This window comes from Brucella tritici, assembly GCF_008932285.1.
GTDB classification, from domain to species: Bacteria; Pseudomonadota; Alphaproteobacteria; order Rhizobiales; family Rhizobiaceae; genus Brucella; species Brucella tritici.
In genome coordinates this window covers 670,308-692,048 of sequence record NZ_WBVY01000002.1, presented here as the reverse complement: position 1 = coordinate 692,048, position 21,741 = coordinate 670,308, and the positions used below count along the sequence as shown (strand labels likewise).

Sequence of the window (21,741 nt, the reverse complement as noted above, 5' to 3'; positions counted from 1 at the left end):
CTTTATTTCTTCAGGCAGCGGCAGCGGCTTGTTTGCTGCGGTGCTCCACGTCGTAGAGCAGACCGCCTTTTCGGGTGTAGACGCCCCAGGTGATGATGAGGCATGTCACGTAGAAGATCAGGAAAGCCCAGAGTGCGGCTTCCGGTCCGCCGGTCATGCTGATCGAGGTGCCGTAGCCCTTCGGGATGAAGAAGGCGCCGAAGGCAGCAATGGCCGAGGTGAAGCCGGTGATGGCAGCAGATTCCTTGTCCGCTTCGTGACGGCGTTCTTCCGGGGTGGCGTTTGGCATCAGCCGCACCATTTCCTTCGACATGATCGCCGGGATCATCTGGAAAGTAGAGGCATTGCCGATACCGGTTGCGAAGAACAGCAGGACGAAGGAAGCAAAGAAGCCCCAGAAAGCATTCGGCTGATCCTTGATGCCGACGAAATATAGCACGCCCGCCACGCCGATCATCATCAGCACGAATGCCCAGATGGTAACGCGACCGCCGCCATATTTATCGGCAAGCCAGCCCGAACCCGACCGCGACAGTGCGCCGACGAGAGGTCCGAGGAAGGCGAACTGAAGTGCATTCACCTCGGGGAACAGGATGTTGGTCAAAAGCGGGAAGCCTGCCGAATAACCGATGAACGAGCCGAAAGTACCGGTATAGAGCCAGCACATAATCCAGTTGTGCTTGCGGCGGAAAATGACGGCCTGATCGGCAAACGAAGCCTTGGCCGACGCTATATCGTTCATGCCGAACCAGTTGGCGAAAGCCGTGATGACGATGAACGGCACGAAGATAAACCCGGCATTTTGCAGCCAGAGCGGCGTGCTGCCGGCTTCGGTTGCAACCATTGCCGGATCGCCGCCAAGCTTGCCGAAAATACCGGCAGTGATGACCAGCGGAACCACGAACTGCACGACGCTGACGCCGAGATTGCCGAGGCCGGCATTGAGCGCTGCCGCATTGCCCTTCTCATGCTTCGGGAAGAAGAACGAGATGTTGGACATGGAGGAGGCGAAGTTGCCGCCACCGAAGCCACAGCAGAGCGCCAGCAGCAGGAAGATGAAATAAGGCGTATTCGGGTTCTGCACGGCATAGCCGATACCGATGGCCGGAATGACCAGCGACCAGGTGGTCAGTGTGGTCCACAGGCGACCGCCGAAGATTGGCACCATGAAGGAATAGAAGATGCGGAAGGTCGCGCCCGAAATGCCGGGGAGCGCTGCCAGCCAGAAGAGCTGATCGGTCGTGAACTGGTAGCCGACCAACGGCAGCTTCGCCACCACCACGGACCAGACCTGCCAGATGGCGAAGGACAGGAGAAGCGCGGGGATCGAAAGCCACAGATTGCGCTTGGCGATCTTGCGGCCCTTCTCTTCCCAGAAGGTCGGATCGTCCGGGCGCCAGTCGGTGAGGACGGAATCGCCCTTTGCAGGCTTGACCTCAGCCTTCTTCAGACCCTGCAATTCGGCAAAGGCCGGAAGCTCTTCCGTCGTCTTGCCTTCGGCTGCACGTTCCATCTGGCGGATCGAGACATGCATCCACGCAAAGGAAACCGCGACGATGACAAAGAGCAGCATAAAGCAGCTTGTCCAGAGGCCGGTCTGGTCCAGAAGCACGCCGAACAGGATCGGCAGGATGAAGCCGCCAAGACCGCCGATCATACCCACCAGACCGCCGACGGAGCCGACATTGCCCGGATAATAGACCGGAATATGCTTGAAGACGGCTGCCTTGCCCAAGGCCATGAAGAAGCCCAGGATGAAGACGGTGACGGTGAAGCCGACCACGCTCATTTCCGCATGGAAGGCCAGCGGGCCATTATCGCTCTGGATCACATAATCGGTCGGCGGATAGGACAGTATGAATGTCGCGACCAGCGAGACGGCGAAGGTCCAGTACATGACCCGGCGCGCGCCATAGACATCCGAAAGATGTCCGCCATAGGCGCGGAAAAGGCTTGCCGGGACAGAGAAGAATGCCGCGATGATGCCTGCGAGGCGAATATCGACGCCATAGACATGGATCAGATATTGCGGCAGCCACAGAGCCAGCGCAACGAAGGCGCCAAAGACGAAGAAATAATAAAGCGAGAAACGCCAGACCTGAATGTTCTTCAGCGGTTCCAGCTCCATCAGGGTGCTGGTTGGCTTTTCACCCGTGCGCCGACGCTCGACCAGAACGGGATCGTCGCTCGTGGTAAAGTAGAAGATCAGTGCCATGACGACCATCGCGGCCGCCCAGATTTCGGCAACCATATGCCAGCCGAATGCAACCATGACCATCGGCGCGAAGAACTTCGTCACCGCCGAGCCGACATTGCCCGCGCCGAAAATGCCAAGCGCGACACCTTGTTTTTCCGGCGGATACCAGCGCGAGACATAGGCGACACCAACCGAGAACGACCCGCCCGCCACGCCGACGCCAAGCGCTGCAATCAGCATCTGCGGATAGGTGGTGGCGTAGGTCAGAAGGTAGGTGGCAACCGCCGAGACCAGCATTGTGAGCGTGAAGATGGCGCGACCGCCATAGCGATCCGCCCAGATGCCCAAAATGACACGGATCAGCGATCCGGTCAGGATAGGTGTGCCGACGAGCAGGCCGAACTGGGTTTCGCTCAGGCCAAGCTCGGATCGAATTTCAATGCCGATGATTGCAAAGATGGTCCAGACCGCAAAACAGACAGTAAAAGCGGTCGTACTCATCGCTAGCGCCGTAGTCTGCGCCCTGGGATTTTCCCCTGCGACATGTTGCATAGGCGTACTCCGAATTGAATACCATGGAAGGTTTCGTTTGCACTTATGCGTCGACTGTCAGATGAATACATTGATTAAGATCAATATCGGCAGACTATTCAAGTTGAATTTTAAATACTCGTACGTTAACAGCAAAAATAGATTTAGTTTGATCCAAGTATTGATTAATTCGTATTGCACAATTGATATTTATCAAGCATAATTGTCCGGTAAAAACTTGAGGGTGAAAGTGAGGTTTAATGCGGAAAGAAGACATCGACGCATTGAGGAATTTGCCGCTCTTTATGGATATGGCAGACGCCACGTTCGAGCGGATCATGCGTCCGAGCTTCGTGCAGTCATTTCCGCCTCGGACGACCTTGATCAAGGAAGACGAGCCTGCGGATTTTCTGTTCGCGATCCTCGACGGCCTTGTGCTGATGTCGGCGAAATCGGATGATGGCGAGACCGCGCTGGAGATACTGCGCGCCGACGACATCTTCATTCTGGCAGCCGTGCTCAATGACGATGTGTGCCTGCAGACCGCCCAGACATTGACGCCGACCCGCGTGTTGATGGTGCCCTCCAGCCTGGTCCGGGATTTGATGAGCGAGGATGTCGGCTTCATGCGTTCGGTCGTCTTTGAAACCGCACGCTCTTATCGCCGTCTGGTCAAGGAACTGAAGGCGCAGAAGCTTCGAAGCAGTGTGCAACGCCTCGCCAACTGGATCGTCAAGGAATCGCTGTTGAACAACGGCGCGGAAGTCGTGATGATCCCTTATGAGAAACGGACCCTTGCCGCTTATCTCGGCATGACGCCGGAAAACCTGTCGCGCAATTTTGCGACGCTTGGCTCGCATGGCGTCAGCGTGCAGGCCTCCGCGATCAAGATCACGAACAAGAACAAGCTGCTGCAGTTTGCGGCACCTTCCCATCTGATCGACAGGGAAGAACCGGCGCGCACCGCCGACAGGGTTTGAGACCGGCTTTCATCTTCCTGTCAAACAGAACGACTATCCGGTGACTTTCCTGATCGAACGGATATCCGCCATGAAAGCACCTTTTGTTGCACTGTTTCTTGCCCTTGCCACCAGCGCCTCGGCACAGGAAATGCAGACGCCGGAACTTATCGGCGCTATCACGCTGCCGACCGGCTTGAAAATTGGCGGCATTGAATTCGGTGGAATTTCCGGCCTCGATTACGATCCGCGAGAGGATGTCTATTACGCCATTTCCGACGACCGCTCGGAAAACGCACCTGCGCGCTTCTACAAGCTCAAGCTCGCCATCGACGGTTCCGGCGTGCAAAGCCTTGATATTCTGGAAACTGTCACGCTTCTGGACAAGGCTGGCAAACCATTTGGACTGAAGGATGTGGACCCTGAAAGCATCCGTTTCAACGGGGAGACCGGCACGCTCTACTGGTCGAGCGAAGGCGATAGGAATGGCAGGCCTTTTATCGGCGAAGCAAAGACCAACGGCAGCTTCATTCGCGAATTTGCTTTGCCGGAAGCCTACATTCCCGACGAGGGCAAGACGCGCGGCATCCGCAACAATCTGTCTTTTGAAAGCCTGACCATCACACCGGTCGGAAAGACGCTTCTGGCGGGAACGGAAAACGCCCTGATACAGGATGGAGACAAGGCGACGCTCGACCACGGCAGCCGTTCACGCATCATCGCCTTTGACCTCGCCTCGGGCAATGTGACGGCAGAATATGCCTATGACACCGACCCGATCTTCACCAAGGCGACGCTGCCGCCCTTCTGGAACGATAACGGCCTGTCGGAATTCGTTGCCGACGGAAACGATCTCCTCACCGTCGAGCGCTCCTTTGCCATGGGCGTGGGCAATCGCATTTCGCTTTACCGCGCATCCTTCGACGGCGCCAGCAATGTGAAGGATGTGCCCTCACTGGCAAATCAGTCGGTGGCACCGCTCGGCAAGAAACTTCTCCTCCAGCTCAACGAAGGCGATTTCGGCATCGACATCGACAATATCGAGGCCGTCACCTTCGGACCGATGGTCGACGGCAAGAAAACGCTGATCCTCGCTTCCGACAACAATTTCAACCACAGTCAGGTTTCGCAGTTCATCGCCTTGAAGCTGCCCTGACCGGCCAGAAGCTTCCAGCAAAAGTGCGGCGCGGTTTTGCGCAGGATACTCAGGTCCAGAAATAACGCACGATATGGAAGAAGACGGGGGCTGAAAAGACAAGGCTGTCGGCGCGGTCGAGCATACCGCCATGTCCTTCGATCATGTGGCCCCAGTCCTTCACGCCGCGATCGCGCTTGATGGCGGAAGCAACGAGCCCGCCGAAGAAGCCCATGATGCATGACGTCGCCGCAAGGGCACCCGCCTGAACCGGCGAAAACGGCGTCAGCCATGCAAGACCTGCCCCCAGAAGCGAGGCTGCGGCCACCCCGCCCACAAACCCTTCCCAGGTCTTGGATGGCGATATGCTGGGCGCGATGCGATGTTTTCCGAACAGCTTTCCGAAAATATATTGCAGCACATCGCTGCCCTGCACCGTGGCCACCAGAAACGCGATCAGCAGCAGCTTCTTGCCGTCAAAACCGGGAATATCCAGCGTCATCAGCGCGGGCACATGGCTGATGCAATAGACCGACAGCATGATGCCCCATTGCTGCTCGCTGATGCGCTCCAGAAAGCGCGACGTATCTCCTGAAAGGGCTGTCAGAACCGGCATGGCGAGGAAGCAATAGACCGGGATGAAGATGGAATAGAGCCCGTACCAGTCGATCCAGATCAGATAATATTGCACCGGAATGACCAGCAGGAACATGCCGAGCAGCACGCGATGGTCGGCGCGTCGTGTCTGCGTCAGCGTCGCATATTCGCGCAAGGCGGCAAACGAGATCAGCGCGAACAGCACGATCACACCACCCTTCCCGAACAGGAAGGCGATGCACATGGCGCCGACCATGATCCACCACGCCTTGATGCGGGCATTGAGATTGACCAGCGTGGATGAAAGCGGCTTCGGCGCGCGCCATGAAAGAACACCGGCAACGGCGCTTGCCGTTGTCAAAACGCCCATGAGGCCAAGGAATAATCGGGTCGTTTCACTCATGAGTGATTACCATTCTGAGGCTGAATATCGAGAAGGCTCTGGCGGGCACGAGCGAGAAATTCCTTGCGGTCCTCGCCGTCGCCAAGCTGCACCGGCGCACCGAAAATGACCCGGCACAGAAGCGGCACCGGCAGCATGGCGCCCTTGGGCAGCACGCGCGACATGTTTTCGATCCAGCACGGCACCAGTTCGACATCGGGGCGCGCCAGCGCCAGATTATAGATGCCGGAACGAAAGCGCAGCAGCGCCTCGTCGGTCATGTTGCGCGTACCTTCGGGAAAGATGATGAGCGAATGGCCATCGGCCAGCGCCTTCAGCATCACCTCCATCGGGTCTTGCGTGCGTTCCACCCAGTTGCGCTCAACAAGCACAGTGCGCAACAGAACTTCGGCCATGAACTGGCGCACGCGGTTGCCCCGCCAGTAATCGGCACCAGCGACAGCACGGGTACGCGCGCGTTCTTCCTGATCGAGACAGGAGGAAAGCAGGATGAAATCGCCATGGCTTGTGTGATTGGCAAAATAGATGCGCTGATTGCGCGACGGACCAGTGCCGCTCCAGATTGGCCGCACGCCGGTAATCCCGCGCGACAGGATTGCCAGAAACGAACCGAAAATCGATTGCACCTGATGGCGGATCAGTTCCCGCATGTCACAGCCCCTGACCCAATGGCACTGTGGCCAACAGAATGAAAAGTACAATACCAAGCCCCATGAAGAAACGCAGACGCCCCATGATCCGTCGCGAGCCTTCAATCCTTGCCGCAAGCGGACGGACCGTGCCGTCATTGGAGCGCAGGCCCATGCGCTCCAGAATATGGTCCACTTCAGCCAGGCCGTTTTCACCGGAACTGGCGATCAACCTGAAGAGCGCAGCATCGAACAGAAGATGCGCAGCGATACCCAGCATGATCAGTGCGCTTGCAAGCAGCAACGGCCAGATCAACCAGAAAGCCAGATCATGCGCCGGGCGCATACAAGGTGCGACCGCAAGAAGAACGACTGCGAAAGCAATGCCGAGAAGGCCATTGCGGCGCAGAACAATTGCCATAGAGGTTGCAGGCGTATTCATGCCAGTCCCCCGGCCAGATGCAGATGGATCGGCCAGCCTCTGGCGCGGATGAGCGCTTCAGCTTCCCGCGCATCGGCGGCACGGCCAGTAGAGACGAGCCAAGCAACCGCAACTGTTGCGCTGCGCTGAAAACCAAGCGCGCAGCAGACAAGAACCGGGCCGTGGTTGCGTGCGGCTTCAACGGTATCGGCAGCCAGTTGCACTTTTTCCGATGACGGCGCGACCAGATCAATCGTGCCAAAACTTTTCCATTCGATAGAACGGGGTGGCGGCACCATTTCAGCAGCAAGATCAATGACGGCCGCAAAGGATGAGAGTTCTGCGGCCTTTGGAAAACGCCCGAGAAACACCCCGTCGGCAAGCTCGACATGCGGCGGCAGCTTGCGTGTCCAGAACCGCACATTCAGCCGGGCAAAAAGCCGGTAGGGCCAAAGCAGCCAGCGGCTTGCAAGACTGACCGATCCATCTGTCTGCTTCTGGAAAATGCCAGCACCTGCACCGAAATAGCCAAACGCCACGATGGTCAGTGCGGTTGCCGGCCAGAGCCAGAAAATCGCATAGCCCGTGACGGTCAGGCCGTGTATGGCGAGCACCAGAAACAGGATCGCACCTGCCAGATAGTAAAATCCGACCCTTTTGGCTTTGGGGTCTGATGTGAACTGAAAACCAGCGAGCGGTGAAGGGCCATTGCGTGGAAAAAGCCACAAGGCAAACAGGCCGAGCAAAGCGCCTGCCGGAATATCGACCGCGTGGTGCTGATAGGTGGTCAGCACCGACAGGCCGATCAGCAGACACCAGACATGCCAGATCACGCGCATGGCATCGCCCATCACGCGGCGCATCTGGTCCCAAATGATAATCAAGAGCGCGATATGCAGCGAAGGCGCCTGATTGAAGGGTTTGTCGAAGCCGCCAAGCACATCGAACATGAAGCCCGGAAGACCAGCCGTTGCCGGCTTTACGAAGGTTGCGGTCAACGGAAAAGCGACGAAGCAGAGAACGGCAATAATCTGCGCCGTCAGATAGCGCTTTGCCAGCCGGTCCACCTGGTCCGGACTGTCATTGATGAAAAGCGCAATCGCATAAAACAGATTGACCGACCAATAGGGAACGATGCTCCAGGCGATAAACGGAACTTGGCTTTCCCATCCGAAAGCAAGGTTCGGCACGTGACCTTGCTGCGATGCGAGCCAGTTGGCCGTACCGTAGGTCAGGTAGAAAAAGGGCGCGAGAAACAGAAGCCAAAGGATCGCGCGACGGATCACAGGCCGCCGCGAAGATCCGTCAAGTTCCGTCAAGTGTACTGTCACGCTTCGCCGTCTCCCACGCGCTCCGCAATCGAGACAGTGAAAATGCCCCACTGATCGACGCGCTGTTCGATCTTGCGATAACCCGCTTTCTCGACAAGCTGGTCCATTTCGCCCTGCGTGCGGCGGCGCATGACCCATGCCTCGCCGCCACGATGCGACGTCAGCGCCCGCGCGATCATTTCAAGCTGCGGATGCCATGGCTGGTTGGTGTAGATCAGCAATGAGCCGGGCTTCTGCACGCGGGCAAGCCCTGACAGCGAACGATTAATCAACGCATTATCGGGGAAAAGTTCGTAAAGACCGGACACGATGGCGAGGTCCGGCTGCGGCGTTACCGCTGCAAGGCTTTCCTCGTTGAAAGCATCGCCCTCTTCCATATGAGCAATGGCTTCCAGCCCGCGATCCCTGATGAGCTTGTTGCCCGCCAGTACATTGATCGGCGAATAATCGCGCAGGTGAATGCTGTCCGGCATGGCATCCGCACGCACCACCGCATCGATGACATAACGGCCATGGCCGCAGGCAATGTCGAGAATATTGGTCGAGCGGCCCTCGCTTTTGAGCCGTTTGATCGCCGCACCGATCAGTTCTTCCAGATGCACCTTGCGCTGGCGAATGCCGCGCCAGCCGATCGCTTCCAGAAATTGCTTGTCGATGAGCTTGCCGCCCGGCCCAAGGCCCCGCGCTTCATTCTCATAGACATAATCGAGCGTCGAACCGGAATCGAAACCGGTGCGCTTGCCGACTTTCAACCCTTCTGAAAACAACGCACCGAAGGCTATCGAAGCGCGTGTCGATGCCCAGTAAAGCCCCTGTGCCGTCAAAAGAGGCAGCGGGCTCGACAACCGGTCGGCCTCGTCGCGCGTGTGGCCTGCAATATGCGCTTCGGTCAGATCGGCGCGCTGCGGCTTTTCTGCAAAACGGGCCTCGATGAAATCATGAATGAGTTCGATTGCCGGTTTGCGATCCCGTTCGCCCAGCGTGTCGTGATAGAACCCTTTCAGAACATGCCGCTCCTTGATGCGGCTGCCGAGATTCTCGAAGAAGCGATGTTGCGGTGCGGGACGCACGACAAAATCGCTACCGGAAATGAGCAGTTGCGTCGGAACGGTAATCGCCCGCGCATCGTCCACCACACGCTTTGCCGTCTCGTAGAGTTGCAGCAGGATGTGCGACGCGATGGGCCGCGTGACGAGCGGATCGGTGCGATAGGATTCAATGCGCTCCGGATCGTGGGTCAGGAATTGCGGCTTGACGTAGGAATTGACGTAGAACGTGCCTTTCAGCTTCTGCCAAAGGCCGATGCCTTCCTTGGCGAATGGCACATAGAGCTTGATGTCAAAAGCGGGCGAAGCCAGCACCAGCGCCCGAATATTCGGTGCATAATCATGCACCCAAGCCGCAGCCAGAACCGCACCGACACTCTGCGCGATGATTGCCACGTCCTCGATGGCCGTGTCGGTTTCCTGACGGATATGGGTGACAAAACTGTCGAGGTCACGGATCGACGCACCAAAGGACGGCGAGAAGCCGCGCACGCCCGGCGACTGGCCGTGACCGCGCGCATCCCATGCGTAGAAGGCGTAGTCGTCCAGCCCCAGCTCGTCGACGAGGTGTGTGACGCGTCCGCTGTGCTCATGGCCACGATGCAGGAGGACAATCACGCCTTTCGGCCTGCCGGAAATTGCCGGCCAGAAACGGTAGAACAGCGACGTGCCGTCATGGGTGACGAACTGGCTTTCCTGCGCCGCGCGATGCCGGTTTTTTGCGTGCTCGTTCATGCCATCCCCTCTCCAGATGTTTCCTCATGGGACAATTGCCCCCAATTTCTATTGAGTGAAACAAAATGTTTGAATAAACGAGCTGGAGCGAACCGCAAATAGCTGTTCAATACTTATTCTTCGTTTCCCAAGAGATTCTTGATGTCGGTTTATCAACTCAAGTCGCGTTTCCAGAATTTACTGAGACCTCTTGTCGTGCGACTTGCTGCAGGCGGTGTAACGGCCAATCAGGTTACAGTCGCCGCCGCGCTCGTCTCGATCATACTTGGCGCTTTTCTGGTGTGGAGCGGAAATGCGGCATGGTTTGCACTCGTCCCGGCCTGGCTGTTCCTGCGCATGGCGCTGAACGCTGTCGACGGAATGCTGGCGCGCGAACACGGACAGAAATCGACGCTCGGCGCCTATCTCAACGAGATCGGTGACGTGGTTTCCGATGCGGCCCTCTATGCGCCTTTCGCATTGGTTGCGCCGTTTACCGGCCCATGGATTTTCGCGATTATCTTTCTGGCCACCCTCACGGAATTTGCAGGCGTTGCCGGTGCGTCCGTGGGTGCAAGCCGCCGCTATGACGGCCCGATGGGCAAAAGCGACCGCGCCGTCGTCTTTGGCGTACTCGGCGCCTGGATCGCCATTGACGGCAGCCTCCCGGAGTGGATTTTCTGGCTGCAGCCGCTCCTTTGCCTGCTTCTGGTCGTAACCACTGTCAAGCGCATCGCAAACGGCATAAGCGAGACAAAGAGCGCGTAAAACGGCTTTCCGGTACTGGTATTGACGCAATTGGGGCCTATGTTGGTCCATTCAATTCCAGCTCAATCGGAGGCCATGCCAATGAAGAAAGCTAAGGCTGCTTTTCTGTTTGCGAGCATATTCGCATTTTCATCCGCGCTCAGCCCGGCGCTGGCTGCCAGCAATGGCAGCTCGAAACAAAGGGCGAAGGAAGTTACTGCTGTCGTCCACGCCGTCGCGCAGAAAATGCCCGACCAGCCAATCAATACGGTTATGTATATCCGCTCCAATAATTTCGAGGTTCTCGCAGGCGATTGCACGGTGCGCGCGCATATCGTCTCGTCGGGACACAAGGCGAAAAGCAGCTCTCCCGACAAGATCAAGGTCAGGCTCAACAAGCGTCGCTGCGCGCGGTAGCCACCCCGAGCCAGGGATCAACGACGCGAGAACTTCACCGGCGCCGTGATCGTCCTGTTGACATCGGGCGGTGGTGCGGGAACCGGCGAGGCACGCTGCACCAGCGACAGCACTTCGCTGTCGAGTTCGGGAAAGCCCGACGAGCGTGCCAGCGAAGCCGACAGCACCTTGCCCGTTTCGTCGATGCGGAAGCGAACATAGACGACGCCTTCCTCGCGACGAGACTTTGCGCCCGCGGGATAACGCTTGCGCCGCTCCAGATGCGCCATCAGCCGCGACTGCCAGCGGGCCGGACTGACCGAAGACGCAAACAGGCCCGATGCCGACTGGCTTGCCGCGTTGCGACTGGATTGGGTCACCTGCGCCTGCGCCTGATTTACTTGCCGCGATGCGGCCTGCTCCTGCTGGCGCCGTTTGACCGGCTTCTTTTTCGATTCTTCTTTCCGAACGATTTTCTTTTCCGGTTCCGGCGGTTTTGGCCTTGCAATCGGCAGTGGAACCTCGATCTTGTCCAGTTGAACCAGTTCTTCCGTCTGTTCGTCCTCAACCGGCTCCGGCTCCTGTTCGGCTATTTCCTCCGGTTGTTCCGGCTCCTCTATCGGCTCTTCCACATTTTCCGCAGGCGCGCTGGCATCCGCTGTTTCCTGATCGGGAGAGACTTCGTTTTCTTCCGTCGCTTGCGCTTCCGGCATTTCCGCAAGCTCGATCATGATCGCCGCTGGCGGCATGTCGTCAGCAGCGACCATCGCGGCATCACGCAAGAGCCACAGCGCCATGCCAACATGAATAGACAGAACCATGAGTCCGGCGCCGGCCCACAGGGTAAACTCCGAAAAGCCGTTGCCGAAACTCCGATCGTCTTCAATATGCTTCATGTCGAACTGACTTATGTCCTTTGGTGCTTCAGACGCACGCTTCCACCCGTCGTTGCGATCCGACGAACAGAAGCAGGCCCGCGCAAAGCAGTACGTTGATCGCCATTTCGAAATGCCAGAAGGGGCGTGAGCCGAGTGCCAGCGCAACGATGCAGAGCATGACGATCAAGGCGAGGACCGACAGCCGGAAGAGACGCGAAAACGCGCCGAGCCTTCGCCAGAGCGAGAGCGTGCGACGCGCAATACGATTGCTCTCGAGCCAGTGCAGGGCCCGCGATGACAACTGGATGAAACAAAGCAGCGCGCAGAAGCCAAACAGGGCGGACGGCATCAACCAGACCTGCAAGCCAACCAGCGCAGCCCCGCTGAGCAGAAAGCCGAGCGCTAGATAACCCGCGCGTTGTCTTTCGTCGGGATAACGCGCTGTTACGCCAGGTGTGAAATCCCCGTTACGGGTCGATAGGTCGACAGCGTTCATTCGAACATCTCCCGCACAAGTGCATGAACACGACGGAAAGCTGTCTCCGCACCCGCGACCACCCGGTCTTCCTCGGCTTCGCTCAGTGCGATCTCGTCCAGCGCTGCGGTAAAGGTCCGCCAGTGCAACCCGCGCCCTTCCGGTGCACCGGCCAGATGACGGGCGCCGAACTTTTCATGAAGCCCGAGCTTTTCCGCCTCTTTCAGCAGGAATGCGGCGCCAAGATTGGAGCCTTCCGCCACATAGAGCCAGCCAAGGGCGGTCGGAATATCAACCGCCTGCTGGGCGATGAATGCCGGTTCGCCATCCGCTGGCGGATGCGGCAGCGCCAGATCGTCCAAATCCTGGCCAATCTGCGCGAAACGGCGTCGACCTTTCAGATCGGGCAGAAGCGCATCAAGTGCCTCGTCGTCATAGAGCGCGTCGATATCGCGGTGGAACAGATATTGCACCGCTGCAAAAAGCCCGTAGCGATCACGGCTCGCGAAGGGATTTCCACGCATGATGCCCTGATCCAGCCGTTCATGCGTCTCTGCCGTCCGCACCTTCAGACGTTTCGATCGAAGAAGAGCGGGGTGTCGGATAATGACGGCTTCTGACATGACGTTTTTCCCTGTTTTGATTCAATCAACCGATCGGACAGCCGACGAAAGACCTTGCGAACTTCCGTCGTTCCGCATTTCAGCCTAAAAGTGGAAATTGAGACCAACCTTCACAGTGTGCGTATCGAGAGAGTTCGATGCCTTGCGTCCATTCACGACACCGGAACTTCCCTGATGTTCGACGGTTTCGTAAATCGGGCGCTCCCTCGGCTCGCAGAATTTCCCCCCGAGGATTTCGCAGATGAATGGCTCCGGCGGCACGATCTCCGTCCCGACCTGCTCGGTCGTGGTGTAGTTGCCGCTGGTTCCCGCGCGTCCGTTTTCGAAATTGAAGCTGCGGTTTCCATACCGGCTGTAGGTGTAGTCCGCCTTTACCGACCAGCGGTCGTTGATCGCGTATTCCACGCCGCCACCGACCGTCAGGCCAGCGCGCGTTCCCGAGGACTGATCGACGGCAAACATGGCTGTGTCTTTCTGGCCCATCATGTCCTGCGTGTAGCGATATTGATCGCGGGTCTGTCTTTCATGCAGGAAGGCAACGCCTGCAGTACCGTAGACGAGCCAGCGATTGTCGAGCGCATAGCCGAGACGGCCGCGAACCGAACCGGTCCAGTCGATGTCGTAATGGGTCACTGACTGGATGCCCGCCACGTCATTGATCGGCTGAAGCCATTCCTCCTGCATCATGGCCGTCTGCGAACCACGCATACGCGTCTTGCTGACATCGGCTTCGATGCCGAGCACGACCCGGTTGCCGAGCTGGTAGTTGTAACCGGCCTGAACGCCATAGAGCGGCGCGGTACCGAAGCCGCGATCGGCCGATTCAGAGGCGGAAATGGGGTCGGCGCTACCGTTGAGCGCCGTGGTGGTGCCCCATGTCCGCCCCGATGACATGCCGGTATGGACACCGGCATAGAACCCGGTCCAGTCAACGCCCGGCGCAGTGTCCTGCCAGCGGGAGAAGGGCGATAGTTGCGGCAGTTTCTGGTCACCGCCGAACGTGCTCGTCAGGCCTGCATAGAAAGTGCGGCCCGGTCCGGGCTGGTTCACCAGCCCCAGCGGATCGACATAATACTGATCCGTCAGATTTTCGATGCGGGCTGTCGCAGTCAGGCTGTCGGTGACCTTGTACTCGGCGAAAACATCCACCAGCGCATAAGGCTTCCATCGTGTCTGCGAGATGAATTCGCTGGCGCCCGTCGCCGTCACATCGCCATGGCCGATGGCACGTGGACCAATATACGAAACGCGCCCGCCAAGTGTCAGCCTGTCTTCCAGCATTTTCTGCGACAGTGTCAGATCGACGGAATATTTCGGCGGAACATGGTTGGTCGCATAGTCTCCATAAAGCGACTTGTTTCCGCATGTATCTGCCGTGCGGCAAAACTCCACATCGAGATAATAGTTGGCCGACAGATCGGCGGTAAAACCTCTGGCTTCGTACCGGCTCGAAAATTCAAGACCTGAAAAGCGAGCCCGGTCGATATTGTGAATCCGCATGCTGGAATAACCGAGAGGGCTGCTCCACCATTCGCGGGAAATATAGTTCTTGATGTCCCAGTTGAAGTAACCGAGCTTCATCATGAGCCTATCATCGCTCTGGAAAACATCGTTCCGCTTCAGGTTTGCGCCAATATCCCAGTTATTGCCCCGCTCGGGCGCGAGGTCCGGCTGGATCACGGTGAAAACACCCATGGATTCGACCGTGCTCGGGAAACGCAGCGCATTGGAATAGTTGACGTAAAGCTGCGCGCCGTCGAAAGGCTCGACCACGACGCCCGCCGTCGGGCTTATCCCGCCTTGCGAACGATCACTCGGCTCCTCTTCCACATTGGAGCTCTCGCCCCGGTTATGTGAGGAGTAGTGCGAATAACGCAGGCCCGCATTCAGTGTCAGCCAGTCCACCGGCTTGTAGCCCAACTTGGTATAGACGGCAGCTTCTTCACGCGAGACGTTCGGAAGTTTCAGCCAGCCTTCCAGCAGATCGGTATAGCCGCTCGGCTTGGTATCCTCGTTGAGATAGGAAGCACCATAGGTAAGATCAACTAAACCGTAGCGGCTCAGATCGAAACTTGACGTATTGGATATGTCGCCGCCCCACATGACCGTGTCCGCACCGGTCCTGTAACCGGAAGGAAGGCCGACGGATTCGGAAGTCGGGATCGGCGAGCCGCGCCGCGGATTGCGCATTTCGAGCCTGGTTAGCCAGAGATTGGCCTTCATGTCGATCAGATCGTTGTCGTCCGGATTCCAGCGATAGCGCAGCGTGCCCGTATCGAGCTTGGCGCCCGATGTCTGCTCCTGCTGAACCGGCTGGCTGCGATCGTCGGTGAAGCGCGAGGCGAGAAGATCACCCGCTTCGCTGCGAAAACCGGTATAGCCGAGCTGAAGCTCGTGGCCGCCGTCGAAGCGGAACGTCCCCTTGGTCAGATAGGATTCGGTCTGAAGCTGCGTGTTCAGCACCTCCTCCCCGGCGCGATAATTCGTGAGGCCGCCGTTTTCGACATAGGACGGCCAGTTTTCGCACCATGTTCCCGAAGTGTTGCACACCCTTCGCGGCCCGACATTGACCGGCTCTGCCGATGGGCCGCGCTTGCCCGCATGATAATTGCCGCGCTTGCGATAGGCATAGCCTGCAAAGAGGTCGTAGTTCTCCTCCTTCATGGCTGCGACGATGCTGCCTGAACCGGCAGTTGGCGAAAGAAGGGACGGTCTGTCCAGGCCATCGCCGGAAGGAATGGCCACCGGATTGTCCCTCGGGGAATAGGGCCACTGATAACCGCCCTTGGCGCCACCATGCGGCGTCGAGGAATTTCCGGCATATTCGCCCTTCACCCGGATGCCCCAGATGTCGCCCGGCTTGACGATATCGTCCGCGTTCAATGTACGGATGGCGACGCTACCGGCAATGCCGCGCGAGGCGGCATCGGATCCCTTGCTCACATCGATGCCGCCGATAAAATCGGGATCGATATAGGTACGGTTGGAAAGACCCTGATACCCTTGATAGACGGTGATGCCGTTTTCCGCGCCATCAATCGTGGTGGTAACGCGTCCAAAGCCCTGCATGCCACGAATATTGACATCAACCGCGCCTGCACCATTGCGCGCCTCGCCCGACATCACGCCCGGCGTTCCGCGGAAAATATCGGCAGGGCTGGAACCCCTGAACCGCTCGATGGTCTCAGCAGAAATGTGCGAAGTGGCCGCCGGTGTTTCGTAAGGCGCATCCTGCGCGGCGACGCCCCCGCCACTCGTAACCGTGATCGTGTCGAGAAGCGTCGTCCCGCCGACATCGAGGGGAGCTTGTCCCGCAACTGTCTGTCCCCCGACTGTCTGGCCAGAAAGCGCAACCGTTCCGCTGCCGGTGAACCGGTAGGAAATGCCCGACCCCGACAGAAGCCTTGTCAGTGCCTGTTGCGATGTCATCGTGCCGGAAACGCCCGCAGAGCGCTTGGCAGAGGCTAGCTCCGGCAGATAGGTGACCTGCAAACCCGCCTGCCTGCCGAAGGTGGCAAGCGCACCCGAAAGGGACCCGGCGGGTATGTTGAACGAGGTCTGCCTCGCAGTCTGGGCCTGCGCGGCGACACTTGCCGCCAATGAGAGTGCGACGGCACAGGTCGATCCCAGAAGCGCCGTCGTCAGAATACCGATTCCCAATTGCCGTCCAACCCGAATATTGACATCAAGCCCCATAGCTCAACCACTCCAATCCGCCATTTATGGAAATGGGCAGTCGTATGGCAGCAGCTAACTTCCGGCCCTGATGTCTGAAACGGACGGGCTGGCGCAATTTTCTCCCCTGGTTTCAAAAAAGAGGGAAAAAATCAGATAGTGGAAATGATCGTTAGCCATGACGAGATCTGACGAACCTTGCCACCATAGGGTTCGACCACCGCTTCCAGTGCCGACAGCGGCTGGTTAAGATCGAACACGCCGGAGATGCGCTCGGCGCCAAAATCCGACTGGGCCAGCACGACACGGCCCGATTTCCAGCGCGCAATACGGGCAACGACAGAGGCGATGCTGTCGCGATCCGCCACCAGCAGCCCGTCCCGCCATGCCGCGATCTGGCTGACATCGCGAACACCACGCTCAAAGCTGGAACTGCGGGGATCGAAGGACAGCCATTCACCTGCGCCAACCGGCGGCTGCGCGGGCAAGCCTGCCGCCCGAATCTTGACATCCACCGCGCCGTGATCGACGGAAACGGCAAGATAACCCGCATCGTTGCTCACGTCGAACGCCGTTCCCAGCGCCGTCACCTCCAGATCGCCCGTCGTCACCCGGAAGGGCCGCACCGTATCGGGTGCGACATCGAAGAAGGCCATGCCGGCCAGAAGCTCTACGCGGCGATACCGGTCGCCGAAGCGCGACCGGATGGCGCTGTCCGGACCGAGCGTCACCTGCGTTCCGTCCCTGAGTGCGAGCCGGCGCAGTTCGGCGGTGGCCGTCACATAATCGGCGCGCGCTTGCAGGACCAGCTGCGGTCCTAGTATTGCGCCTGCGCCAATCACCGTCAGGCCAGCCATGCCACCGAATAGAACCGAACGGCGCGACATCGCCCTGCCCGCTGCGCTATTGCGTTGCGCCTGCATGACCTTTCCGGCCATGCCGTGAATTTCCATTGCCTCGCGCCAGGCAGTTTCATGATCGGGGCTGCGGGCACGCCAGCGGGCAACAAGGTCATGCGCGACCGGATTGCCGGGGTCGTCCTGCATACGGATGACGAGGTCGAGCGCCTCCTCGAACAGCCTTTCGCTTTTCGACAGTTTTTCATCCATGAACGAATGGTTCCCCGTGGCGCTGCAACTCCGTAAGCCGGAGTAATCTCTCTATAATGGGTGAAACGGACGAGCGGCGGAAATTTTCACCTGCCGACGAAAGAACAGCAATCAAAAAGAGGCGTCTTCCTTCAGCCGCGCGCGCAGATGCAGATAGGCGCGCTTGATCAGCGTCCATGTCCGCGACACGGAAAGATCAAGCTCCGATGCCACTTCGGCAATCGTCTTCTCGTCGAGACGATGCATCTCGAAGGCCCTGCGCGTCTTTTCAGGCAGTTCCAAAAGCGCGCTTTCGATGATCGCCAGACGCTGCCGGTCATAGACGACCGCTTCAGGCGTCGGCGTGTTATCGGCAAGCCGCTGCCATTCGTCTTCTGCGAGATCGGACTGCTGGAACAGCCGTTCGCGCCGGTAAAGGTCGATCGACAGATTGCGCGCAACCTGATGCAGATAGGCGCGCGGATTGCTGTCCGTCTGTGGTGTCGCAGTCAGAACCCGGACGAATGTATCCTGCGTCAAATCGGCAGCCGTTTCCGCATCGTGCCCCCTGCGCCGGAAGAACCGGTTCAACTCCCGGGCATGGTTCTGGAAGAGACGGTGCAAGTTCCACATTGCTCGAAACTTTTATGGGCCCAGTCAAATGGGGGGATGACGAACTGGCGCGCCGTCATAAAGACTGCGTACCTGCTTCTCATCTTATATATGACTATAATAGTCAAGTTTAATTATCGTTCTCGGGACTGTTCCACGAGTTGAGACTTTGCAACTGTCTTGACCACCCAGTCCGCAAAGACGCGGAGACGGTTGCTGAGGTGCCTGTTGGGTGGATAGACCAGATAGATCGGCATCGGCTCAATCTCCCACTCCTGCAGGACCGGGCGTAACGTGCCGTTCTCGATGTCGTCCTTCACCATGAACAAAGGCGCCTGCACCACGCCAAGTCCGGCGCGAGCGGCAGCGAGATAGGTGGTCGATTCGTTGGCCGCCACCACATAGCGTCCGTTGACCTCGATTTCCTCCGTCCCTTTTTTGAAACGGAACGGCATCTGCTGGCCGGTCGATGGCCGGAAATAACCGACCACCGTGCAGTTCCTGCCGAGATCGGACGGATGCAGCGGCGTGGAACAACGGTCGAGATATTCGGCGGAAGCACAGGCGATGAAATGCATGTCGCCGATGCGTCGCGCAATCAGCGACTGGTCGGCCAGCTCGCCAATGCGGATGGCGCAATCGACGTTCTCCGCCACATAATCGACAGGCCGGTCCGATACGCCAAGATCGATCTGGATATCGGGATAACGCTGATGAAACTCGATCAGCGCCGGAATGATGATGAGATTGGCGACCGCGCTTGCCATTTCCACGCGCAGGCGACCCTTGGGCAAGGTCTGGGCGCTCGACAGGCTGCCGTCAAGTTCCGCAAGATCGGCCAGCAATCGCGCAGCGCGCTCATAGTAAAGTGCGCCATCCGGTGTTACGAGAACACGGCGGGTCGTACGATTGAGGAGTTTTGTACGAAGATGGGCTTCCAATCCCTGGATAAGATTGCTGATCGTCGCCTTGGGCATATTGAGCGAGGTGGACGCGCGCGTGAAGTTCCCGGTTTCAACAACCCGGAGAAAAGCGCGCATGGCCGAGAGCTGGTCCATTATCAAAAAGCCGTCATTGTTCGAGATTCTGGACAGTGTAACCAATTATAGGGGACTATTCCAGTCTATAGACAATGCTAATATCTGACCATGGCGGTTTGCCGCTATACATGAAGGCCAAGAAAGATGTGCGAGAAGTTTACGGTTGAGACAATGCAGGCGGGTAACACCAACTGCACGGCGCGTATTTATAAGGGCGCCAAATTGCTCTCTCCACCGCCGGTGGTGTTGCACCTTCACGGTGGCGCTTTTTCGGTCAGCTGCCTTGGTGCCTGCGAACGTGTTGCCGAAACACTTGCCGAAGCAGGTGCGGTAGTCGTCTCGCCGGAATATTCGTCGGCTTGCCTCAACCCGTTCCCGGCGGCGCTTGAGATAGCCTATTCCATCTTGACTTCAATGCGCGAGCGTTGCCCTGAATTTGCGCATAAAAAGTCGATGCTGTTCGTCGCTGGTGAAGAGGCGGGCGGCAATATTGCAGCCGGCGTGGCCCTCATGGCGCGCGATCAATATCTGACCGATCTCAAGGGTCAGATACTGCTTTCGCCCATGCTCGACCCCTGCCTCGCCACGGCGTCTTTCCGCAAATATTGCCCGGAAAGCGCCGTCCAGACGATGTCGGATGGCTGGCAGCATTATCTGGGCGAGTGTGCGGGTTTCACCCACCCCTATGCTGCGCCCGCCCTGTGTACGCGTCTTGCTGGTCTGGCACCCACTTTGCTTGTCACCAGCGCCCAATGCCCGATGCGTGACGAAACGCAGGCCTATGCCGAGCGTCTCCGTCAGGCGGGCGTGAAGGTTCAGTCTCATGTCCTGCCCGGAAAAGCCGGCTGGATACCTGAAAACAAGGTGGCGGGCACTGATTGGTCGCCACAGGAACATAAACTTATAGACCTGTTTGCCGATTTCTTCCGGCAGGCAGGAGCAAAGCCAATCGCAGCATAACATCAGGTCGAAAGTCCTCCCAAGCTTTGATCTGGTGCTCACATTGAAGCCGGCCCCCACCGGTTAGGAGATACAACAATGACATCGATCACAGCCCGCCGGGCCCTATGGGGCGCCGGCCTGAGTATCCTATTGTCTGCAGCCGGCGGCGGCGCCATTCTCTTTGGCGCGCCTCACCTCAAGGCCGATGCTGCAACCGATATTTCCGCTCCACCGCCTGCCGTGCCGGTATCGGTCGCCAAGGCAGAATCGCGACGCATCGTGAGCTGGGAAGAGTTTTCCGGCCGTCTGGAAGCGATTGACCGGGTTGAAATTCGTCCGCGCGTCGGCGGCGCCATCCTGAAAGCCCATTTCCGCGAAGGCGCTCTGGTGAAACAGGGCGACCTCCTCGTGACTATCGATCCGGAGCCCTATGCGGCAGCGGTCGAAAAGGCAAAAGCGCAGGTTTCCGCTGAAGAAGCCCGCGTTGCACTGGCCAAGACCGAACTGGAACGCGGGCGCCAGCTCGTGACCACCCGTACGATCGCCCAAAGCGGCCTCGACCAGCGTTCCAGCGCCTATGACGAGGCACAGGCAAGCTTACGCTCTGCCAAGGCAGCGCTTCGTTCAGCCGAGCTTGACCTTCAATATACGGAAGTGCGCGCGCCGATCTCCGGTCGCGTCGGGCGGCTGGAAGTCACGGCAGGCAATCTCGTTGCGGCAAGTTCCGCCTCGCCGGTCCTGACCACGCTTGTTTCGGTCGATCCGATCTATGCAAGCTTCAGCGCCAATGAGGAAGTCGTCACCAAGGCGCTTGCCAAGCTTGCAGCCTCGCCGGGCGGAAACGCCATCGAGCGCATTCCCGTCCAGATCGGCACGGCTTCCGATGAAGGCACCCCGATTTCCGGCCATATCCAGCTCATCAACAATGAAGTCGATGCAACAACCGGCACGATCCGCGTTCGCGCAGCAATCGACAATCCGGATGGAAGGCTCATACCGGGCCAGTTTGTCCGCATTCGTTTCGGCGAGCCGGAACCGGATGAAAAACTGGTGGTGAGCGACCGGGCGATTTCTTCCGATCAGGACAAGAAGTTCGTCTTCGTGGTCGGCACGGATAACAAGGTTGAATACCGGCAGGTGGTTCTCGGTCGCAATTATGACGGCCTGCGCATTATCGAAAGCGGGTTGAAGCCCGGCGAGAATATCGTCGTGAACGGCCTGCAGCGCATTCGTCCGGGCGTGGTCGTCGCACCGCAACCCGTCACCGAAACGCTTGCCAAAAGCTGAATTAAAACGGCGCGC

At 58.5% G+C, this 21,741-nt stretch carries 19 protein-coding genes; 6 read left to right on the top strand and 13 right to left on the bottom strand.

The window, feature by feature from the left end; genetic code table 11:
* Positions 1-10: 10 nt before the first annotated feature.
* The gene (locus F9K94_RS08570) at positions 11-2,749 is read right to left on the bottom strand and encodes a nitrate/nitrite transporter (RefSeq protein ID WP_151644931.1); all 2,739 of its coding nucleotides are present in this window, start codon (positions 2,747-2,749) and stop codon (positions 11-13) included.
* A gap of 239 nt (positions 2,750-2,988) precedes the next feature.
* Between F9K94_RS08570 and F9K94_RS08565 the strand changes: the two genes are divergently transcribed.
* The gene (locus F9K94_RS08565; protein ID WP_151644929.1) at positions 2,989-3,708 is read left to right on the top strand and encodes a cyclic nucleotide-binding domain-containing protein; all 720 of its coding nucleotides are present in this window, start codon (positions 2,989-2,991) and stop codon (positions 3,706-3,708) included.
* Between the two features lie 70 nt (positions 3,709-3,778).
* Positions 3,779-4,843 carry an esterase-like activity of phytase family protein gene (locus F9K94_RS08560; RefSeq protein WP_151644927.1) on the top strand — a complete coding sequence of 355 codons (1,065 nt, stop codon included), beginning with the start codon at positions 3,779-3,781 and terminating at the stop codon, positions 4,841-4,843.
* 49 nt (positions 4,844-4,892) lie between these two features.
* Here the strand turns inward: F9K94_RS08560 and F9K94_RS08555 are convergent, their stop codons facing one another.
* Genes F9K94_RS08555 through F9K94_RS08535 form a run of 5 tightly spaced genes read right to left on the bottom strand, consistent with a single transcriptional unit; the run spans position 4,893 to position 9,984 of the window.
* Complete coding sequence (locus tag F9K94_RS08555; RefSeq protein ID WP_140020885.1) at positions 4,893-5,822, bottom strand: phosphatidate cytidylyltransferase; 930 nt, start codon at positions 5,820-5,822, stop codon at positions 4,893-4,895.
* On the bottom strand, positions 5,819-6,472 hold the full coding sequence (locus F9K94_RS08550; RefSeq protein ID WP_151557045.1) for a lysophospholipid acyltransferase family protein: 654 nt from the start codon (positions 6,470-6,472) through the stop codon (positions 5,819-5,821). Before F9K94_RS08550 ends, F9K94_RS08555 begins: the two co-directional genes overlap by 4 nt.
* Position 6,473: 1 nt before the next feature.
* Positions 6,474-6,893, bottom strand: coding sequence for a hypothetical protein (locus F9K94_RS08545; RefSeq protein WP_151644925.1), 420 nt, complete (start codon positions 6,891-6,893; stop codon positions 6,474-6,476).
* On the bottom strand, positions 6,890-8,203 hold the full coding sequence (locus F9K94_RS08540; protein ID WP_151644923.1) for a phosphatase PAP2/dual specificity phosphatase family protein: 1,314 nt from the start codon (positions 8,201-8,203) through the stop codon (positions 6,890-6,892). Before F9K94_RS08540 ends, F9K94_RS08545 begins: the two co-directional genes overlap by 4 nt.
* Positions 8,200-9,984, bottom strand: coding sequence for a bifunctional alpha/beta hydrolase/class I SAM-dependent methyltransferase (locus F9K94_RS08535; protein WP_151644921.1), 1,785 nt, complete (start codon positions 9,982-9,984; stop codon positions 8,200-8,202). Before F9K94_RS08535 ends, F9K94_RS08540 begins: the two co-directional genes overlap by 4 nt.
* Before the next feature lie 141 nt (positions 9,985-10,125).
* On the opposite strand from F9K94_RS08535, the gene F9K94_RS08530 reads away from it, so the two are divergent.
* Both F9K94_RS08530 and F9K94_RS08525 read left to right on the top strand, forming a co-directional pair.
* Positions 10,126-10,731 (top strand): CDP-alcohol phosphatidyltransferase family protein, encoded by a 606-nt coding sequence (locus tag F9K94_RS08530; RefSeq protein ID WP_151644919.1) that lies wholly within the window; start codon positions 10,126-10,128, stop codon positions 10,729-10,731.
* 81 nt (positions 10,732-10,812) lie between these two features.
* Positions 10,813-11,127, top strand: a complete 315-nt coding sequence (locus tag F9K94_RS08525; RefSeq protein ID WP_151644917.1) for a hypothetical protein — start codon at positions 10,813-10,815, stop codon at positions 11,125-11,127.
* 17 nt (positions 11,128-11,144) lie between these two features.
* On the opposite strand, the gene F9K94_RS08520 is transcribed toward F9K94_RS08525, so the two are convergent.
* From F9K94_RS08520 to F9K94_RS08490, 7 genes are all read right to left on the bottom strand, one after another.
* Positions 11,145-12,002: an energy transducer TonB gene (locus F9K94_RS08520; protein ID WP_151644915.1), complete on the bottom strand. Its 858-nt coding sequence runs from the start codon at positions 12,000-12,002 to the stop codon at positions 11,145-11,147.
* Between the two features lie 28 nt (positions 12,003-12,030).
* Positions 12,031-12,480 carry a DUF454 family protein gene (locus tag F9K94_RS08515; RefSeq protein WP_151644913.1) on the bottom strand — a complete coding sequence of 150 codons (450 nt, stop codon included), beginning with the start codon at positions 12,478-12,480 and terminating at the stop codon, positions 12,031-12,033.
* Entirely contained in the window at positions 12,477-13,082 is a 606-nt protein-coding gene (locus F9K94_RS08510) for a biliverdin-producing heme oxygenase (protein ID WP_151644911.1), read from the bottom strand. Before F9K94_RS08510 ends, F9K94_RS08515 begins: the two co-directional genes overlap by 4 nt.
* 84 nt (positions 13,083-13,166) lie before the next feature.
* Positions 13,167-16,778, bottom strand: coding sequence for a TonB-dependent receptor domain-containing protein (locus tag F9K94_RS08505; RefSeq protein WP_151644909.1), 3,612 nt, complete (start codon positions 16,776-16,778; stop codon positions 13,167-13,169).
* A 131-nt stretch (positions 16,779-16,909) separates the two neighbouring features.
* Positions 16,910-17,866, bottom strand: a complete 957-nt coding sequence (locus F9K94_RS08500; RefSeq protein ID WP_151644907.1) for a FecR family protein — start codon at positions 17,864-17,866, stop codon at positions 16,910-16,912.
* A gap of 111 nt (positions 17,867-17,977) precedes the next feature.
* Positions 17,978-18,478 (bottom strand): RNA polymerase sigma factor, encoded by a 501-nt coding sequence (locus tag F9K94_RS08495; RefSeq protein WP_151644905.1) that lies wholly within the window; start codon positions 18,476-18,478, stop codon positions 17,978-17,980.
* A 113-nt stretch (positions 18,479-18,591) separates the two neighbouring features.
* Complete coding sequence (locus tag F9K94_RS08490) at positions 18,592-19,515, bottom strand: LysR family transcriptional regulator (RefSeq protein WP_151644903.1); 924 nt, start codon at positions 19,513-19,515, stop codon at positions 18,592-18,594.
* Between the two features lie 126 nt (positions 19,516-19,641).
* On the opposite strand from F9K94_RS08490, the gene F9K94_RS08485 reads away from it, so the two are divergent.
* A complete protein-coding gene (locus F9K94_RS08485; protein ID WP_151644901.1) occupies positions 19,642-20,457 on the top strand; it encodes an alpha/beta hydrolase in 816 nt (271 codons plus the stop codon).
* Between the two features lie 78 nt (positions 20,458-20,535).
* Positions 20,536-21,726, top strand: coding sequence for an efflux RND transporter periplasmic adaptor subunit (locus F9K94_RS08480; protein WP_151644899.1), 1,191 nt, complete (start codon positions 20,536-20,538; stop codon positions 21,724-21,726).
* Positions 21,727-21,741: the final 15 nt, after the last annotated feature.

Excerpts from the sequence above, each read along its gene's own strand:
- F9K94_RS08490 (WP_151644903.1), bottom strand. The coding sequence starts at position 19,515 with ATGGACCAGCTCTCGGCCATGCGCGCTTTTCTCCGGGTTGTTGAAACC.
- F9K94_RS08550 (WP_151557045.1), bottom strand. The coding sequence starts at position 6,472 with ATGCGGGAACTGATCCGCCATCAGGTGCAATCGATTTTCGGTTCGTTT.
- F9K94_RS08495 (WP_151644905.1), bottom strand. The coding sequence starts at position 18,478 with ATGTGGAACTTGCACCGTCTCTTCCAGAACCATGCCCGGGAGTTGAAC.
- F9K94_RS08525 (WP_151644917.1), top strand. The coding sequence starts at position 10,813 with ATGAAGAAAGCTAAGGCTGCTTTTCTGTTTGCGAGCATATTCGCATTT.
- F9K94_RS08555 (WP_140020885.1), bottom strand. The coding sequence starts at position 5,822 with ATGAGTGAAACGACCCGATTATTCCTTGGCCTCATGGGCGTTTTGACA.
- F9K94_RS08510 (WP_151644911.1), bottom strand. The coding sequence starts at position 13,082 with ATGTCAGAAGCCGTCATTATCCGACACCCCGCTCTTCTTCGATCGAAA.
- F9K94_RS08515 (WP_151644913.1), bottom strand. The coding sequence starts at position 12,480 with ATGAACGCTGTCGACCTATCGACCCGTAACGGGGATTTCACACCTGGC.
- F9K94_RS08565 (WP_151644929.1), top strand. The coding sequence starts at position 2,989 with ATGCGGAAAGAAGACATCGACGCATTGAGGAATTTGCCGCTCTTTATG.
- F9K94_RS08560 (WP_151644927.1), top strand. The coding sequence starts at position 3,779 with ATGAAAGCACCTTTTGTTGCACTGTTTCTTGCCCTTGCCACCAGCGCC.
- F9K94_RS08570 (WP_151644931.1), bottom strand. The coding sequence starts at position 2,749 with ATGCAACATGTCGCAGGGGAAAATCCCAGGGCGCAGACTACGGCGCTA.
- F9K94_RS08500 (WP_151644907.1), bottom strand. The coding sequence starts at position 17,866 with ATGGATGAAAAACTGTCGAAAAGCGAAAGGCTGTTCGAGGAGGCGCTC.
- F9K94_RS08480 (WP_151644899.1), top strand. The coding sequence starts at position 20,536 with ATGACATCGATCACAGCCCGCCGGGCCCTATGGGGCGCCGGCCTGAGT.
- F9K94_RS08520 (WP_151644915.1), bottom strand. The coding sequence starts at position 12,002 with ATGAAGCATATTGAAGACGATCGGAGTTTCGGCAACGGCTTTTCGGAG.
- F9K94_RS08530 (WP_151644919.1), top strand. The coding sequence starts at position 10,126 with ATGTCGGTTTATCAACTCAAGTCGCGTTTCCAGAATTTACTGAGACCT.
- F9K94_RS08545 (WP_151644925.1), bottom strand. The coding sequence starts at position 6,893 with ATGAATACGCCTGCAACCTCTATGGCAATTGTTCTGCGCCGCAATGGC.
- F9K94_RS08505 (WP_151644909.1), bottom strand. The coding sequence starts at position 16,778 with ATGGGGCTTGATGTCAATATTCGGGTTGGACGGCAATTGGGAATCGGT.
- F9K94_RS08485 (WP_151644901.1), top strand. The coding sequence starts at position 19,642 with ATGTGCGAGAAGTTTACGGTTGAGACAATGCAGGCGGGTAACACCAAC.
- F9K94_RS08535 (WP_151644921.1), bottom strand. The coding sequence starts at position 9,984 with ATGAACGAGCACGCAAAAAACCGGCATCGCGCGGCGCAGGAAAGCCAG.